The following is a 16,455-nucleotide window of genomic DNA, read 5'->3' as shown; positions in this document are numbered from 1 at the left end:
GATAACCACCCTCGTTTGAGGACAATCAATACTCACGCGCAGGAAAACAGCCACATAGTTTTTTTGGGTCTGTGTTAATAGTTACAGAGGTTTGACAACAAGCCGAATTGATCTCATTTGTTTGCCAGGTTTGTTCGACGGCAGCAACCTCGCCATCCTCAGCCCTGGCCAAGGCCTGTGCCGTCAAGACAACGGGATGGGGGGACAGTGTCGAAAGCAGGGCAACTCGCGATGACCCTTTGATTGCCCGAGCCATCGCCTACTATCAGGTCGCGAGTTACGGATTCAAACACAAACTGCTCAGCTGGAAGCCGGATGGCGTTCAACCCTGACTGGATTATTACTGCGGACGAAACGGGTGTTTCTTCCAGTCTTCGGGGTTGATAATCCCGCGGATAACGGGCTTGCCCTGACCGTTCAGCGAAATGAAAAGTGCACTGTCGTATTCGCTGGTTGCCGCATGCGGATACCCGTGCAGGCTTTCCAACTGACCAATGCAACCGCTGTGCGTCACAAGAATCAGATTTCGATTCGCTGATTTGTGCGCCATCACTTTATCCAGCATCGTTTCGTCACAGTTGTATAGCCATTCCTGAGCCTCAACCGAATGGCCAAACATCGACTGTGCCGTCTGGACAGTGCGCGTCAAAGGACTGGTGATCACATCAGTCTGCGTAAGTCCCAGCTCACTCAACGACCGACCGACATCGGCCGAAACGGAGCTGCCGAAACGAGTGATGCCGTCTTTTTCTCCAAGGCAGTCGTTACTGGAACGGTCGCAGCGTTCGCCATGGCGTACCAGTACCATCACCTCCCCCTTCTCCCAGCTGTCGTACAGGCCGGACAAGGCCATCCTGTCGCCCTGAACAAGATGAACCGGCGAGCGCGGCCAATAGGTGTAACCGGTCAAAAGCACCAGAAAAATAATAACAGCAGCGACAGTCACAACAACGTTGACCCTACCACCCCAAAATGATGCGTGGGGGGTGGCTCTTGTGAAAGTAGAACCACTTTCCTGCCTCATCACTGCGCTCCGACTACATTGATCTTTCGAAGAACCGTCTCCCTGCCGATTCAGTACGTCATTCTCGGCAAGGTTAAGCAGCGCAGCGTGCTGACCAGGTCAATGAGATGTGAAAAAAATGCTGGCATGGCGGTTATCGCTCACGCGGGCAATCACAACCATTGCATAAGCATTATCGCTGCCACAGTAGGCCAAGTGGCGGCAAAGGCGCGTGAAATAAACATACATTTAGCGGCGTTGAAATACTGCTATCTTCTTGTGCCGACTGCCGTGATATCTGCCGTACTTTGCAAGCGGCTTTGTGACCGCTTTGCATTGAGCGGGAGGGTAGTCGTATCGATTCCATCGCGCTACCGACTAAAGGTGCCGCTGGGCTGACATTCGACTTTTATGGAATAACAAGAGTGCGAAGCGAGAAATCAAGATTTTATGCGTGGAACTTCGGTGTGCCCCTTGCTATAGCGTTGCTGACGTTTGTCGTTTTCGACCTTACTTCGCTCGATGAAGCCATCAGCAACTGGCTGTACTACCCCCATCAGGTTTTTCCCTTTCAGCATGATCGCCTTTTTGAAAACCTGACCCATCGTTGGCCCCGGATTATCCCAAACTGGACGGGCGAAGCGGCGGTTATCGGGCTGGTGCTGTCCTTTATATGGCCGCTGCTGAAGCCGGGACGCAATGATCGACTGATCGGCCTGCTGGAGACCCTTCGAGCAGCGCCACTGCTACGCTTCACTGCTCGTCATCGTCGGGATCTGTTGTTTATCGTGGTTTCTTTCGCCGTGATCACCGGCATGATTCACTTTTTCAAAAGTCATACAAGTATCTACTGCCCGGTGGAAACCACTCTGTACGGCGGTGCGATGGAGAAAAAGGAATGGTTCGAGAACTTCACCCTGTTTCATGAGGCTGGTGCTGGGCGGTGTTGGCCAGGAGGCCATGCCTCTGGTGGATTCACCATGGTGGCACTGTATTTCATTGCACGCCGCTATTGCTGGCGCCATGCAAACGTCATTCTTTACGCATCGACCCTACTGGGTGCGATCTACGGCACAACACGGGTGGTTCAGGGCTGGCACTTCATGTCCCACACGCTTTGGGCCGGAGTCATTGTCTGGCTCGGCGCGCTGCTCACTGCGCTTGCCTTTTATGGCTGGCGGCAGTTGGCGCAACCAATCGAACCTGCGCCTGAAAAACCGCTCAACTAAGCTGTAAGGGCCAGCGTTAATCATGTACTGACTCTCACTGCTCACCTGTCAGCCAACATATCCCGGAATAAAAACGGGGAGCGATAAACGCTCCCCATCCGGTACTTCAGTTCAAGCTGTTTGCGTTACATCAAATAGCAGCAACCACCTTGGCTGGCGGCTGAGTACGGCGACCCAGTACACCGGCACCTGCAGCTACCAGACCCGAAATCACCAGAGTGATCAGCAGAATCCAGGCACCTTGGGAAACACGCTTGGCAGTGACTTCAGCCGCCTCGCGGGCTTTCTGTTCTGCCTGAGCTTTCAGTTCCTGATATTTGGCGTAAGCCTGACGGTAGCTGGCTTGAGCCTGATCAACGATCTGATTGGCTTCAGCGTCGGTTTTGTTGCCTCGCGCCTTGATCAGATTGACCAGCGCCTGACGATCGGCAGCATCCCAGGCCTGGTCGCCTTTGGCCTTGATGCGATCCATCAAACCGCCCAGCTGCTCATCCGCTTGCTGAGGGTTCTGCGCGCTTTGTTTAGCGGTGTCCTGCGCATCCTGCTGAGTGGCTTGCGCCTCTTGCTTGACGGTGTCCGGGTTCAGTTCAGACTTGCCAGTCTGGCGCATTGCAGTTTCGATCTCGCCCTGGATATCGTCCAGATTGAAGTCAATGCCTTGTGCGCGCAGTTGGTCCTGAATCTTGCCACCAACCGCAGGAGCGATTTGAGCAATACCGCTGCCCAGTGCCGACATGCCGCTGCCTGCCAGATTGAGGCCGCCACGCACCACGCCTGTGACTGCGCTGGACACTAGATAAACAGTAATCAGCGACACCGATGCCCATACCAGCAGACCGTGGAAGGCACCTTCACGCTGAGCCAGACGCCCTGCAGCCCAACCACCAACGAACAGCGAGATGACCGAGCTAACCACTACCCAGATACCTGCGCCGGCGCCGATACCGGAAAGTGGATTGGCTTCCTGCATCGGATCAATGCTGGCGCTGCCAATGGCAGTACCCAACAAATTCAACAAGAGCGAAACAACCATCGCCAGTACTACACCGGCAAGAATCGCACTCCAGGAAATGCGTTTAAGCAGCGGAGCCATTGCATGAGTTTCTTGGTACACAGGGGCACCTGGGGCGATACGGTCGTCGCGAATCATAATAGTCGTCCTTTGAGTCATTGGCAGTGAACGCGAAATTGTTTGGTGTACACTTCAATGACTCAAGCGATGCGCGAGAAGTTTTAAAATTCTTTTAACTTTTTCAGCTGTTGAAAACGTGGAGTTAGCGTTCAGGTTAATGGAACCTAATGCTTCACTCATGGCCCATGAGTTGCCAATAATGGCGCATGCGGGGAATGGATCATGTAGCGTCGACAAGGGTTGTCCGTTGTCTATTGGCATAAACGACACTTAAACAGAGCGTGCGAAATCGTTCAGCCTGAAAAGACCATTGATCAATATTGAAACTACAGCCCGCCGTGATGCAGAACAGGCTGTTCAATGACGCATGGAACCACACTCAGGCAATGCCGTTCGGGCCGTCCAGCACCTGGCGAACTTTGCGGGCAAGATCGTGGGGCAGGCACGGTTTGGAGATTACGTCGAACTCGGAACCGCCGAGATCGGTTCGTTCGATCGAGCTTTCCGCATACCCTGTGGTCAATAGCACCTTGACCTTCGGGTACCTGCGTTTGACTTCCCGGGCCAGCATAACGCCGTTCATGCCGCCCGGCATGATCAAGTCGGTAAACAGCAAGTCATACACGCTTCCGGACTCGAATCTCTTCAATGCTTCACGGGCATTCAGCACAATATCGGACACATAGCCGTAGTCATCCAGCACCATCTTTGCCAACTCGGCAACGTCAACGCGATCTTCAACAATAAGAATACGTTCACTGCTGCCAAGGCGCCGTTCTACTGCCTGAGACGACTCAGTGTGGGTCAACCCACCCTCATCGACCGGAAAATATAGACGTAGCGTTGTGCCAACACCTTCTTCAGTGTAAATACGCGCGGCACCGCCCGACTGTTTGGCGAAGCCGTACACCATCGACAGGCCCAGCCCGGAGCCTTTGCCCTCTTCTTTGGTAGTAAAAAACGGGTCCATCACCCGGTCACGGATGCTGGCGGGCATTCCTATACCGTTGTCGGTCACCGCGATGCTGACATAGCGTCCCGGCAACAAACCGTCATAAGACACGTTGATCAGTTCTTCAACCACCAGGTTGCGCGTCTCGATGCACACCTTGGGGTGGGCCCTGCCAATCAGCGCATCCCGGGCATTAAGAAAAATATTCAGCAGGGCAACTTCTGCCTGCGTCGGGTCTATGCGGCAGTTCTTGAGTGCTGGCTCAAGATCGGTTTCGATGGTTACTTCCGGCCCGAAGGTGCGTTCAAGCATGGACTCGGTCGTGGAAACCAGTCCGTTGAGGTTCAACACTCTGCCCTGAAGCTTTTGTTTACGGGCGAAAGCCAGCAATTGTTTGGTCAGAGTACTGGCACGCTCTACCGCTGATTTAGCGTGCTGCACACTGCGCTGAACACGCTGCACATCAATGCTGGGTTTCTCGGCAGCACTGCCAATCAGATCAATGTAGCCGCCCATGACCTGGAGCAGGTTGTTGAAGTCGTGAGCAATGCCGCCGGTAAGCTGCCCCAGGGCTTCCATTTTCTGGGCCTGGCGCAAGGCTTCTTCAGCGTCCTTGCGGCGACTGATATCCAGTTGTGACGCAAAGAAATAAATCAGATCGCCCGCGTCGTTATAGACGGGTGAAATGAACAGCGCATTCCAGAAGGACGAACCATCCTTGCGATAATTGAGAATCTCTGCGGAGATATCGGTACGTTCGCGAATCGCGTCGCGGATAGACTGCACCACAGACAGATCGGTCTCCGGACCCTGTAGAAACCGGCAATTGGTACCAATGATTTCTTCCGATGAATAGCCAGTCATTTCCAGAAACGCACGGTTGGAAAAAATAATGGGATTGTCCGGCCGATTAGGGTCGGTCACGATCATCGGCATTCGGGTCGTTTCTACCGCCGCGAAAAAAATATCCCGCCCTTTATGCTGGATATCTCCCGTTGCAAAGATATCGACACGGGCTTTATTTTCCGACACTCCAGAAACTCCATGGCTATTAAATGAATGAGAGCAGCTACCTAATAGCTAGGACTGGTGCCCACTCAAAAGGGTTCTGGGTTGTGCGATAAAAACACATAAATATTCGTATGGATTGCAAAATAGTTCAGTGAAATCCGTTTGAGCGGGATTTTGCTATCCATATGGAAGGATTGAGTCATCGAAACAAGCCCGTCGTTGCGTCAGAACCGCTCATAGGAGCCGTCGAGCAGCACCTCGAGCTGCTTAAAAGTTCGCAGGCGTGTTGGAACTGATGATCTCGGCCTCGTCCTGGCCGATATTGCGGAAACGATGCGGCAGCGTGGTCGGGAAGTAGTAACCGTCTCCGGGACCCAGAATGTTCACCTGACCATTGATGGTCAGTTCCACAGTGCCCCGTATCACCAGCCCGCACTCCTCGCCCTCGCTGTGGACAATGGGCTCCTCACCCGAATCGGCACCCGGCGCATACTGCTCGCGCAGAAAACGCATCTGCCGACTGGGCAGAGTTGCCCCGACCAGCAGCAGGCGCACCCCGTTACGGCCCAGATCAGGTTGATCGCCTGCACGAAAGACGTATTGATCCGGACCTGGCGGCTGATCGAATGTGAAAAAATCCGCCAGCGTCATGGGGATGCCCTCAAGCAACTTCTTGAGGGAACTGATCGAAGGGCTCACACGATTCTGTTCAATCAGAGAGATGGTGGCATTGGTCACACCACTGCGTCTGGCGAGTTCGCGTTGCGACAGCTTGTAGCTTTCACGCACCAGTTTCAGTCGTGCTCCCGTATCCATAGTGGCCTTGTAAGAAGAATATCCATTGAAAGAGGCAGACTCCCGACACAATGGTTTGACCATCAGCCGGGAGCCTCAATGCGGATATTAAATCACGTTTGCCAGCGCAGCTCAGCAGCTGATCGTGTCACACGCCCTGACGGCGCTGGGCGTAGGCAAGACATGCGTCGCGAAACGCCTTGAACAGGCTCATCGATACCGGATTGTCGAGAAATTCCCATTCCGGATGCCACTGCACGCCCAGTACAAACCCTGGCGCACCCGGCAGCGAAACCGCCTCCACCAGGCCATCCGGCGCCAGCGCTTCGGCGCTAAGATCGGCTGCCAGCCGGTCGATGCCCTGACTGTGCAGGCTGTTGACCTCGAAGCCAGGTGCTAGACCCAGCGCATCCAACAAACCGCCCGGTTGCACGGACACTGCGTGCTGCGGCGCATATTGCACAGCCAGCGATTCGCTTTGCGGCTCGCGATGGTCCAGATATCCCGGCAGGTCCTGCACCCGCTGATGAAGACTGCCGCCCAATGCCACGTTCAACTCCTGAAAGCCACGGCAAATGCATAACACCGGTACACCCTGTGCGATGGCTGCCCTGAGCAGCGGCAGCGTAGTGCGATCCCTGAAAACGTCATGCGCCGTGCCTTCCGCGCTGGGCGGGCCGTTGTAATGACGCGGCTCGACATTGGATGGCGAGCCGGTGAACAGCAGCCCGTCCAGCGATGCCAACAGCTGCTCAGGTTCGATCGGCACATTGAGTGCCGGGAGAATGACCGGTACGCCTGCGAAGGCTGCGGCTTCGACGTATTTATCGCCTGCGGTGTGAGAAGAATACTTGCCCAACTGCTGGCGGCAGGCGGTGACACCGATCAAAGGGGGTCGCGACATACTTGAGTCCTGTCTGAAAGTCTAATAACTGGCGTGCAGGCACGTTGCTAACCAGTATGAATGAAACCAGTCTAGGATAGTCGTGAACGCAATCTACATAGGCAATCCAGCAAAGGAACTGTGCAGCAATGCAATATGAAATCACTCACGCGGACCTTGCACTGGTGCTGGCCCTGGTACGCGGTCGCACGCTGGCGCGGGCCGCAGAGCTGCTGCATGTCGACATTTCTACGGTATTCCGCTCGATACGTCGCCTCGAAGCGGCACTGGGCACGGCGCTGTTCGAAAAAAACCGACGCGGTTACATTGCCACCGATACCGCACAGGCCATGGCCGAACAGGCTGAACATGCGGAGCTGGCGCTCGCTGCTGCGCGCGTTGCCCTGCATCAAGGTCAGCAGGTCATCAGCGGAACGGTGCGACTGACCTGTACCGATGCAGTACTGCACAGCCTGCTGTTACCCGCGCTGGCCCGCTTCATGCCGCAATACCCCGCCATCACGCTTGAACTGTCCACCTCCAACGCCTTCGCCAACCTCAGCCGCCGCGATGCCGACATCGCCTTGCGATTGACCAATACGCCATCCGAACACTTGATCGGCCGTTGCCTGGGGAGCGCCGACTATGCAATCTGTGGTCGCCCCGAATTTCGCGATGCACTGGAGAAAAATCCCGCCTCCGTGCCATGGATCAGCCCTGATGACTCGATGCCGGATCACACCTCGGTAATCTGGCGCAAACAGGCGTTCCCGGCGGTCGTGCCGCGCTACCGCTGCAGCAGCATGTCCGCCGTTTCGCAACTGGTCGCCGCCGGGCTCGGCGTGGCCGCCATGACCGACTTCACGGTTAAAGGCCTTGCAGGTGTGTCCCGCCTTAGCGAACCGCTGATCGGCTGCCGCACTGACCTCTGGCTGCTGACGCGTCCGGATTGTCGTGCGCTGCGTTGTGTACAGACCTTGCTTGAAGCGCTGGCGCCGCTGTTGCGCGAGGCCCTTCTCCCAGCTGAAAACGCTAGTAGCGGCACGTGACATGGTGGATCCATTAAATAATAGTTAACCTAATTAATCATTGGCTTTACTCCACTGCTATGGCATTAATGAACGCAAGGTAATCGCAAGCACATCGCCAATGGATCCATAAGACCAATAATCTAGCCGTGGAGAACCCTCATGCACCCCAAAAACGCCTGGTACGTCGCCTGTACAGCGGATGAAATCACCGACAAGCCACTGGGACGCCAGATCTGCAACGAAAAAATGGTGTTTTATCGCGACCAGAATCGGCAGATCGCCGCCGTCGAGGATTTCTGTCCACACCGCGGTGCTCCGCTTTCGCTGGGTTACGTGGAGAACGGGCAACTGGTGTGTGGCTACCACGGTCTGACAATGGGCGGTGACGGCAAGACGGTTTCAATGCCTGGCCAGCGGGTACGCGGTTTTCCCTGCAACAAGACGTTCGCCGCTGTAGAGCGCTACGGGTTTATCTGGGTATGGCCAGGCGACCGGGAAAAGGCAGATCCCGCGCTTATTCACCATCTGGAATGGGCGGTCAGCGACGACTGGGCGTATGGCGGCGGGTTGTTTCATATTCAGTGCGACTACCGTCTGATGATCGACAACCTGATGGACCTCACCCACGAAACCTATGTGCATGCATCAAGCATTGGCCAGAAGGAAATCGACGAAGCGCCGCCCGTTACCACGGTTGAAGGCGAAGAAGTGGTGACTGCACGGCACATGGAAAACATCATGCCGCCGCCGTTCTGGAAGATGGCACTGCGTGGCAACAACCTGGCCGATGACGTGCCGGTTGATCGCTGGCAGATCTGCCGCTTCACTCCGCCCAGCCACGTCATGATCGAAGTGGGCGTTGCGCATGCAGGCAAAGGTGGTTATCACGCCCCGAAAGAGTTCAAGGCATCGAGCATCGTTGTTGATTTCATCACCCCGGAAACCGACACCTCTATCTGGTACTTCTGGGGCATGGCACGCAACTTCAATCCGGCCGACGAAGCACTGACCACGACCATTCTCAAAGGCCAGCACAAGATTTTCAGCGAAGACCTGGAGATGCTCGAACGCCAGCAACAGAATCTGCTCCAGCACCCTCATCGCAACCTTCTCAAGCTCAACATAGACGCGGGTGGCGTGCAGTCGCGCAAGATTTTACAACGATTGATCGATGCCGAGCAGGATGCCACAGGCGAGCAGATTCCCGTGATGGCGACTAAATGACAGTCACGAGAATCACTACGCCGAAATGCCCGGAAAACAAGCAGAAGTGACCCTTGCTGCGGTCACCCGAGGAAACATCATGATTGACGTGACTGTGTCATCACGCAACGACGAAGCGCTGGATATCTGCAGCTACGAGCTGGTGCAGTCCAATGGCGAGCCGCTACCGCCCTTCACTGCCGGCGCCCATATCGACGTGCACCTGCCTGACGGGCTGATCCGGCAATACTCACTGTGTAACCCTCCCCACGAGCGTCACCGCTATCTGATCGGCGTCCTCAACGACCCGGCTTCCCGTGGAGGGTCCAGGAGCCTGCACCAGATGATCCACTCGGGTGCGCAGTTACGCATCAGCGAACCGCGCAACCTGTTTCCGCTCACTCAGGGCGCGCGTCGCAGCGTGTTGTTTGCAGGCGGTATCGGCATCACGCCCATCCTGTGCATGGCTGAACAGCTCGCACAGGATCACGCCGATTTCGAGCTGCACTATTGCGTCCGTTCTGCCGAACGAGGTGCGTTCATTCAACGTCTGCAGCAATCAGCTTTCGCCGACCGGATAACGCTGCATCTGGATGAGCAACCGGAGACCGCGCTGAATGCCCCGCAAGTGCTCGCCAATCCTGAACCCGACACCCATCTGTATGTTTGCGGGCCGAGCGGCTTCATGCAGCACATCCTCGACACCGCGCGCACCGCAGGCTGGCCTGAAGACCATCTGCATCGCGAATATTTTGCCGCAGAGCCGATCGACACCAGCACTGACGGCAGCTTTTCAATCGAAATAGCCAGTACCGGCCAGGTAATCGCCATCCCGGCCAACAAGACTGTTGCTCAGGTGCTGGAAAGCCAGGGTATCGATATCCCTCTTTCGTGCGAGCAAGGCGTGTGCGGGACGTGTCTGACACGCGTCTTGAAAGGCGTTCCTGATCACCGCGACCTGTTTCTGAGTGAAGAAGAACAGGCGCTCAACGACCAGTTCACGCCCTGCTGCTCACGCTCGAAGACCCCGTTGTTGGTGCTCGACATCTGATCAGTCTGCGCGCTGGATGACCTTGATGCGTTCATGCATGCCAGCACCGAAAATCTCGGCGTAGCGCAGCGTGGCGTTGGCATGCTCACGCATGATCGCTTCGGCACGTGCACCTTCGCCATTGATCAAGGCGTCGACCACCGCATGATGCTGCATGTGCGCGAAATTGAACCGACGGTACTCACGAATCAGATTGTTACGGTCCACCGCCAACGCGGTGACCGAAGCAAAGGGCAGATGATCGTTGCGGGCCAGGGCATCAGCGATTGCACGGTTGCCACTGCCTTCGACGATGATCCGGTGCAGGCGCATGTTCATGTCGTGATAGAGCTCAAGGTCGTCTTCAGTGACATGGCCCTTTTCGAACAACTCATCTCCTTGCACCAGGCACTTTTCAAGCTCAGCCCTGGCTTGAGGTGTCACCCCGCGCTCGGCCATCTGCCGCGCTGCCAGGCCTTCCAGCACACCGCGAACGTCCACTGCCCCGGCGATTTCCTGCGCACTGATCGAGCGCACCTGAAAACCGCGGCCGCCAGACGGCACCAGCAGCCCTTCCTGTTCAAGCGTGCGGAACGCGATGCGCACCGGCATGCGCGAGACGCCAAACAGCTCGGCGGTCGGCACTTCCATCAATCGTTCGCCAGCCGCCAGCTCGCCCGACGCAATCATCTTGCGCAGCGCGACCAGGACAGTCTGTCCGGGCTTGGTCATAAAAGGGATTCCCAAAGCATCGAAGGAGGCATATTAACCCACGCGCACGCGGGTAAAGGCGACAAGCACGCCAAAATCAGATCCGGCAGGAGGCGGCGCCACCGAATGTGCGCTCGTTATCCGGTGTGTCGAGCCAGATCAGAGTCTCTTCGAAACTGATCGGCGGGCTGTAAAAGAAGCCCTGCACCAAGGTGCATCCCAGAGAAGTCAATGCGTTCAGCTCGTCCTGCGTTTCAACGCCTTCGATCACACAGCCCAGGGACATGTCCAGACTCAGCGCGACCAGCGATTTGACAATCTTGTAGCTGGCCGGATTGTTGTGTACGCCTGTGACGAAACTGCGGTCGATCTTGAGCTTGGTCAGGGCCAGCGCGTGCAACTGGCTGAGGCTCGAATAACCTGTGCCGAAGTCATCCAGCGAAATACCACAACCCAGTTGGCGGAACTGGGTAATTGCCTGCTGCACCTGAGCGATGTCCTGCATGATGGCCGTTTCGGTAATTTCCAGATCCAGCCGAGAAGCATCAAAGCCGCTGGTCTCGATGATCCCGACAATCAGATTGACGCTTTCGCAGGTCGCGCAGTCATGCGCCGATAGATTGAATGACAACCTGATTGGCGCCGGCCAGGACAGCGCTTTTTGCAACGCCTGAGTCAGCAACGGTGCAGTGAGCTTGTTGATCATGCCGATACGTTCGGCGATCGGAATAAACTGCGCAGGCGACACCGGACCGAGTTCCGGACTGTTCCAGCGCGCCAAGGCTTCGAAGGCTACCGTTTCACGGGTGCAGCTTTCGATGATCGGCTGAAACAGCACGTGGAACTCGCTGTCGAGATTGGCCCGTCGCAGTGCCTGCTCAGTGATACCGTCAGCGTGCAGTTGTTCACGGTGAGCGACCGAAAACAGACAGGCTGTTCCGGGATTGTGGTTCTTGCCCTGATACAGCGCGTAGTCGGCGTATTCGAACAGCTGTGTCGCGTTATCGGCAGTGCCGGGAAAGGTTGCCATGCCCAGCGTCGCGCCAATCTGGATCGGCATATCCGACAGTTCAAAGCTTTCATGCATGAGGTCGCACAATCGCTTGCCGAATGCCACGAGCGCTTCCTTGCTGACATCGCCTTTCATGACCAGTGCAAACTCGTCACCGCCCAGACGCGATACATGCACAGTGTCACTTGACGCTGTCATCAGGCGCTCGGCCACCAGTATCAATAACCGGTCGCCGGTGCGATGCCCGTAAAGGTCATTGACCGGCTTGAACCCATCCAGATCCAGAACACCCACCGCCAGCCCTGTCTGCTGATGCACGGCTTGCTGCATCGCGGTATCCAGCGTCTGAAAAAACTGCCTGCGGTTAGGCAGGCCGGTCAGGCTGTCCTGGTTAGCCAGTTGCAGGTTCTCGTTGCCCAGTTGTTCGGTCTTGACCTGAACGTCCACCAGTCTGGTGAAATCGCGGTACTGATACTGAAGAATGATCAACATGCTGATCGACACCAACACGATGTTCACGGCGGTGGCGATAAACGTCAGATTGTGGGAAGAGGCAAAGAAGATCACGAACGCCGTATTGACGACCACTGCTGTGGTCAACGCAGCAGGCCGCAGGTGCATCATGCAGAAGATGCATACGATAACGGTGATACCCATGAAAAAGGCGACATGCGCCTGCGCGTAAGCGTCTCCATAGGGGTAAAGCGACAGTGACCAGGCTGCAAACCCGGCGGCGATGACGCCAGCCAGACCGTTGGTGCCACGCAATGTCTTGAGGATGAGCTGCGGCGAAGGCGTTGGTTTGTTGACCGTCAGCAACCATTTGCGCGCACGGATGCTGCAAATAACCGTCAGCAGCGCGGGAGCCATCAGGGTCAGCCACTTGGGTGCGATCAATAAATGGGTGTAGGCCAATGCCCAGGTATTGACCAACAGCACGAAGTACATCAACGGCAGTTGACGGGACAACGCAACATACTGGGCCTGCAAAAGCCTTGGATTATCGTTGGACACAGACATCAGGATGCGCAAGGCACCCAATCGTTTTCTCGGCATCGGAAGGCTTCTCGTTACCACATTTAAAGCGCGCAAGTGGTATGCCGCTCATCATGCTCTCGGCAGGTGTGGCTTATTCTTTACAGCGAAAAGCAGCCATGCATCGATTTGATGAACTGAACAAGACACCTGAACACCTCTATTTCCTGGATGCCCAGTGTGAAAATGCCTTGCATGCTCAGGCAGAAGACCTAATTAGCCGCGACCTGATCACGATCTGCCTGCACCACCAACGCTTTGAGCGAAGCATCAAACTGTTTCAGGGCATTGACCTGAAACTCACGCTGCTGGTCGATCTGCGCGGCGATTTCCGGGGCGGCCTTGCCCTGCACCCAGACCGACGTCATTTCCCGCACTACCTCACCTTCTGCCTTGCCGATGTATTGCAGGTTGTTATCGTAGAAACGAGCCATGAAGCGCGCGTCAACCTGACTGTTGCGTTTGGTGACCAGACGGTTGTAAGTGTCGAGCATCACAATCACGTCGGGACGTGCCTTCATCAACGCATCCAGATTGTCGTAGACGGTCACGGTGGCGAACTGCTTCTGCAATGAGCCAATCAGCCAGTCGGTGGCCAGTTTCGGATCAGAGCTGTTGATGAACGCGTTACGAATGCGCGAATCGAGTGCGCCGTTCTGGCCGCTTCTGAGCGCGACCGAGTGGTAGTTATTCAGGTATTGCAGGTTGCTGACGGTGTTCTCGCTGTACAGCACACCAACGGACTGACTGTGCTGAAGGCTGGCGGCGCTGTCGACTACCGGCGTGAAGTGGCAAGACTGTCCAGCGGAGACAAATGCAGGAGAAACTGCGGCGTTGACTGGCGCACTGATCGCAAAGCCAGTGGCTAATACGGCAGCAAGCGTCAACCGATTGAACATTCTCATCGCAGCGTCTCCCTTTGGAGCAAGTGGCTATGACGCCATCCTCCTCCTTTGCCGGAAAAACAAAACTTGCCTTGCTTAATGATGACTATCGACTTAACCAATGATAGTTGATGCCCACGCAGTGCAAGGCCTTTCGCTTCACCTTTCATCCGCCCTGACCGCTGCGCGGATCGCTTCAAGCAGCATCCTGCAGGCCGGGTTGTCATTGCCCGAGCGCCAGGCCAGATGCAACTCACTCTGCACGCCTTCGCCCAGATCAATGTCGCGGAACACTACATCCTTGAAAACCACATTGGTCGCGCAACGCGGAACCAGAGCCAGCCCCATCCCGGCGTTGACCAGCGCCAGAATAGTCAGTGACGATCCCAGCCATTGGACATACTCCGGTGCCACTCGTGCGGAACGAAACATACCGGTCAGCAGTTCGTTGAACGGTGGATAGGCCGAATGCGAGTACATCAAAAACGGCGCACCATCGAGGTCCTCAACCCTGACCGACTGTGCATGGGCCAACGGATGATTCCCCGGCACCGCCAGTACAAATGGCTCGCGCACCAGGCACTCGCTCTCGTAACCCGGTTGAAACAGCGGCGCACGCATAATCCCCAGATCAATGCGCCGGGCCCTGAGCGCTTCATGCTGCTGATAGGTATTCATTTCAGTCAGGGAAATCTTGACCTGCGGCTGCTTGAGCCGCGCTTCGGCGATTACCCTGGGCAGAAATTCATACACCGCACTGCCGACAAAGCTGATCGTCACCGAACCGATATCGCCTTCTGCAAAGCGCCGCGCCGACATCGCCGCTTGCTGCGCGCGCTCCAGCAAGGTCTGCGCCTCGATGAAAAAGGCCCGGCCTGCGGCAGTCAAGGCGACGCTCCGGGTACTGCGGGTGAACAGCTCAACGCCCAGGTTGTGTTCCAGTAGCTGAATCTGCCGGCTAAGGGGTGGCTGAGTCATATTGAGGCGTTCGGCGGCGCGCCGAAAATTCAGCTCGGTGGCCACCGTGGTGAAGCAGCGAAGCTGGGAAAGCTCAAACATTGATTCATTCCGGGTATCAATCAAGTCAGTAACTAGATTAGACGGGAATAATCAGTGAGTCCATGATCGGCTCATCCCCAAAAAAACAATGAACGGGAGTCGCCTCTTGAATACCGTCCCTCACGCTACGGACGTCACGGTGCTAGCCCGTGCCGCGTCCAAGGTGAAACGCCACGTACTGCCGCTGTTCGTGGTGATGTTCATCGTCAACTATATCGACCGGGTCAACATCGGTTTTGTACGCAGTCATCTGGAAACCGATCTGGGCATTGGTGCTGCGGCCTATGGGCTGGGCGCAGGCTTGTTCTTTGTCGGGTACGCGCTGTTTGAAGTGCCGTCCAACATGCTGCTGCAACGTTATGGCGCCCGCGCCTGGCTGACCCGCATCATGTTTACCTGGGGCGCAGCGGCCATGGCCATGGCCTTCGTGCAGGGCGAAACCAGCTTCTACGTACTGCGTTTTATCCTGGGTGCGGCTGAAGCAGGCTTCTTTCCAGGCATTATTTATTACTTCACGCAGTGGCTTCCTTCGGCTGATCGCGGCAAGGCCATGGCGCTGTTTCTTAGCGGTTCCGCGATTGCTTCGGTGGTCTCCGGCCCGCTATCGGGCGCACTCTTGGGCGTCGAAGGGCTGAACCTGCACGGCTGGCAATGGATGTTCCTGATCGAGGGCTTCGCCTCCATCGTGCTGTGCGGGTTTGTCTGGTTCTGGTTGCAGTCACACCCGCACGAAGCGACCTGGCTCAGCGATGAAGAAAAAACTGCGCTGACCAGCGCGATTGCCGAAGAACAACGGCTGCGCGAGGCCACGCAGACTGTGCGGCCGACCCTGTTCAGGTTGCTGGCGGACCGGCAAATCATGCTGTTCTGCTTCATCTATTTTTCAATAGCCCTGACCATTTACGGCGCCACGTTCTGGCTACCGAGCATGATCCGCAAGATGGGCAGTTTCAGCGACTTCGAGGTCGGGCTGTTCAACTCGGTGCCGTGGATCATCTCGATTGTCGCCATGTATGGCTTTGCCGCCCTCGCTGCACGCTTCAAGCACCAACAGGCATGGGTCGCCGTCACACTGGTGATCGCTTCGCTCGGCATGTTCATGTCCACCATTGGCGGGCCTGTCTTCGCGTTTGTCGCCATCTGTTTCGCCGCCATTGGCTTCAAGGCCGCATCGGCGCTGTTCTGGCCGATCCCGCAGGGCTATCTGGATGCGCGCATCGCCGCAGCGGTCATCGCGCTGATCAATTCCATCGGCAACCTCGGCGGCTTCGTCGCACCCACGACCTTCGGCTTTCTTGAGCAGACCACCGGCTCGATCCAGGGTGGCCTCTATGGGCTTGCCGCCACTTCGCTGCTGGCTGCCGTGGTGATCTTCTTCGCACGTACCACCCCGCGAGGCGACACGCGTCACCCACCGAAAGCCGGGTTGACCGGGCCGCACACTGCCGCCCCACTCGCGACCCCTTCCAGCCTCAAGCCCTGACA

The 16,455-nt window shown here is 56.5% G+C and carries 14 protein-coding genes and 1 pseudogene; 6 read left to right on the top strand and 9 right to left on the bottom strand.

Features of this window, described 5'->3' with window-relative positions:
- Positions 1 to 127: 127 nt before the first annotated feature.
- A pseudogene (locus N018_RS27770) lies at positions 128 to 332 on the top strand (LTA synthase family protein); the annotation flags it as partial.
- 8 nt (positions 333 to 340) lie between these two features.
- On the opposite strand, the gene N018_RS13450 reads toward N018_RS27770, so the two are convergent.
- Entirely contained in the window at positions 341 to 1,024 is a 684-nt protein-coding gene (locus N018_RS13450) for a histidine phosphatase family protein (protein WP_025389941.1), read from the bottom strand.
- A 404-nt stretch (positions 1,025 to 1,428) separates the two neighbouring features.
- Here N018_RS13450 and N018_RS13445 point away from each other — a divergent pair, with 404 nt between their 5' ends.
- Positions 1,429 to 2,232 (top strand): phosphatase PAP2 family protein, encoded by an 804-nt coding sequence (locus tag N018_RS13445; protein ID WP_024643434.1) that lies wholly within the window; start codon positions 1,429 to 1,431, stop codon positions 2,230 to 2,232.
- Between the two features lie 130 nt (positions 2,233 to 2,362).
- Here the strand turns inward: N018_RS13445 and N018_RS13440 are convergent, their stop codons facing one another.
- The 4 genes from N018_RS13440 to N018_RS13425 all read right to left on the bottom strand — a co-directional run bounded on the left by N018_RS13440 (position 2,363) and on the right by N018_RS13425 (position 7,026).
- Complete coding sequence (locus N018_RS13440) at positions 2,363 to 3,382, bottom strand: hypothetical protein (RefSeq protein ID WP_025389940.1); 1,020 nt, start codon at positions 3,380 to 3,382, stop codon at positions 2,363 to 2,365.
- Positions 3,383 to 3,743: 361 nt separating this feature from the next.
- Entirely contained in the window at positions 3,744 to 5,348 is a 1,605-nt protein-coding gene (locus N018_RS13435) for a hybrid sensor histidine kinase/response regulator (protein WP_025389939.1), read from the bottom strand.
- A 246-nt stretch (positions 5,349 to 5,594) separates the two neighbouring features.
- On the bottom strand, positions 5,595 to 6,143 hold the full coding sequence (locus N018_RS13430) for a cupin domain-containing protein (protein ID WP_024643431.1): 549 nt from the start codon (positions 6,141 to 6,143) through the stop codon (positions 5,595 to 5,597).
- Between the two features lie 127 nt (positions 6,144 to 6,270).
- Positions 6,271 to 7,026, bottom strand: a complete 756-nt coding sequence (locus N018_RS13425) for a gamma-glutamyl-gamma-aminobutyrate hydrolase family protein (RefSeq protein ID WP_024643430.1) — start codon at positions 7,024 to 7,026, stop codon at positions 6,271 to 6,273.
- Between the two features lie 128 nt (positions 7,027 to 7,154).
- Between N018_RS13425 and N018_RS13420 the strand changes: the two genes are divergently transcribed.
- From N018_RS13420 to N018_RS13410, 3 genes are all read left to right on the top strand, one after another.
- Positions 7,155 to 8,054 (top strand): LysR family transcriptional regulator, encoded by a 900-nt coding sequence (locus tag N018_RS13420; RefSeq protein ID WP_025389938.1) that lies wholly within the window; start codon positions 7,155 to 7,157, stop codon positions 8,052 to 8,054.
- 141 nt (positions 8,055 to 8,195) lie between these two features.
- Complete coding sequence (locus tag N018_RS13415; RefSeq protein WP_024643428.1) at positions 8,196 to 9,260, top strand: aromatic ring-hydroxylating dioxygenase subunit alpha; 1,065 nt, start codon at positions 8,196 to 8,198, stop codon at positions 9,258 to 9,260.
- A gap of 79 nt (positions 9,261 to 9,339) precedes the next feature.
- Entirely contained in the window at positions 9,340 to 10,290 is a 951-nt protein-coding gene (locus N018_RS13410; protein ID WP_025389937.1) for a PDR/VanB family oxidoreductase, read from the top strand.
- Here N018_RS13410 and N018_RS13405 read toward each other — a convergent pair whose 3' ends face one another.
- The 4 genes from N018_RS13405 to N018_RS13390 all read right to left on the bottom strand — a co-directional run bounded on the left by N018_RS13405 (position 10,291) and on the right by N018_RS13390 (position 14,970).
- Positions 10,291 to 11,001, bottom strand: a complete 711-nt coding sequence (locus N018_RS13405) for a GntR family transcriptional regulator (protein ID WP_025389936.1) — start codon at positions 10,999 to 11,001, stop codon at positions 10,291 to 10,293. It abuts the gene before it with no gap.
- A 76-nt stretch (positions 11,002 to 11,077) separates the two neighbouring features.
- Positions 11,078 to 13,048 carry a putative bifunctional diguanylate cyclase/phosphodiesterase gene (locus N018_RS13400; protein ID WP_025389935.1) on the bottom strand — a complete coding sequence of 657 codons (1,971 nt, stop codon included), beginning with the start codon at positions 13,046 to 13,048 and terminating at the stop codon, positions 11,078 to 11,080.
- Between the two features lie 191 nt (positions 13,049 to 13,239).
- Complete coding sequence (locus N018_RS13395; RefSeq protein WP_025389934.1) at positions 13,240 to 13,932, bottom strand: hypothetical protein; 693 nt, start codon at positions 13,930 to 13,932, stop codon at positions 13,240 to 13,242.
- A 138-nt stretch (positions 13,933 to 14,070) separates the two neighbouring features.
- Complete coding sequence (locus tag N018_RS13390; RefSeq protein WP_025389933.1) at positions 14,071 to 14,970, bottom strand: LysR substrate-binding domain-containing protein; 900 nt, start codon at positions 14,968 to 14,970, stop codon at positions 14,071 to 14,073.
- Positions 14,971 to 15,109: 139 nt separating this feature from the next.
- Between N018_RS13390 and N018_RS13385 the strand changes: the two genes are divergently transcribed.
- Positions 15,110 to 16,453, top strand: coding sequence for an MFS transporter (locus N018_RS13385; protein WP_024643422.1), 1,344 nt, complete (start codon positions 15,110 to 15,112; stop codon positions 16,451 to 16,453).
- Positions 16,454 to 16,455 lie beyond the last annotated feature (2 nt).

The sequence above is a fragment of the Pseudomonas syringae CC1557 genome, assembly GCF_000452705.1.
Taxonomy (GTDB): Bacteria; Pseudomonadota; Gammaproteobacteria; order Pseudomonadales; family Pseudomonadaceae; genus Aquipseudomonas; species Aquipseudomonas syringae_F.
Note: the sequence above shows the minus strand (reverse complement) of the source record. Positions and strands in the feature narration are given on the sequence as shown.

Coding starts and splice junctions, on each gene's coding strand:
- N018_RS13450 (WP_025389941.1), bottom strand. CDS start 1,024: ATGAGGCAGGAAAGTGGTTCTACTTTCACAAGAGCCACCCCCCACGCA.
- N018_RS13440 (WP_025389940.1), bottom strand. CDS start 3,382: ATGATTCGCGACGACCGTATCGCCCCAGGTGCCCCTGTGTACCAAGAA.
- N018_RS13430 (WP_024643431.1), bottom strand. CDS start 6,143: ATGGATACGGGAGCACGACTGAAACTGGTGCGTGAAAGCTACAAGCTG.
- N018_RS13425 (WP_024643430.1), bottom strand. CDS start 7,026: ATGTCGCGACCCCCTTTGATCGGTGTCACCGCCTGCCGCCAGCAGTTG.
- N018_RS13420 (WP_025389938.1), top strand. CDS start 7,155: ATGCAATATGAAATCACTCACGCGGACCTTGCACTGGTGCTGGCCCTG.
- N018_RS13415 (WP_024643428.1), top strand. CDS start 8,196: ATGCACCCCAAAAACGCCTGGTACGTCGCCTGTACAGCGGATGAAATC.
- N018_RS13410 (WP_025389937.1), top strand. CDS start 9,340: ATGATTGACGTGACTGTGTCATCACGCAACGACGAAGCGCTGGATATC.
- N018_RS13405 (WP_025389936.1), bottom strand. CDS start 11,001: ATGACCAAGCCCGGACAGACTGTCCTGGTCGCGCTGCGCAAGATGATT.
- N018_RS13400 (WP_025389935.1), bottom strand. CDS start 13,048: ATGCCGAGAAAACGATTGGGTGCCTTGCGCATCCTGATGTCTGTGTCC.
- N018_RS13395 (WP_025389934.1), bottom strand. CDS start 13,932: ATGAGAATGTTCAATCGGTTGACGCTTGCTGCCGTATTAGCCACTGGC.
- N018_RS13390 (WP_025389933.1), bottom strand. CDS start 14,970: ATGTTTGAGCTTTCCCAGCTTCGCTGCTTCACCACGGTGGCCACCGAG.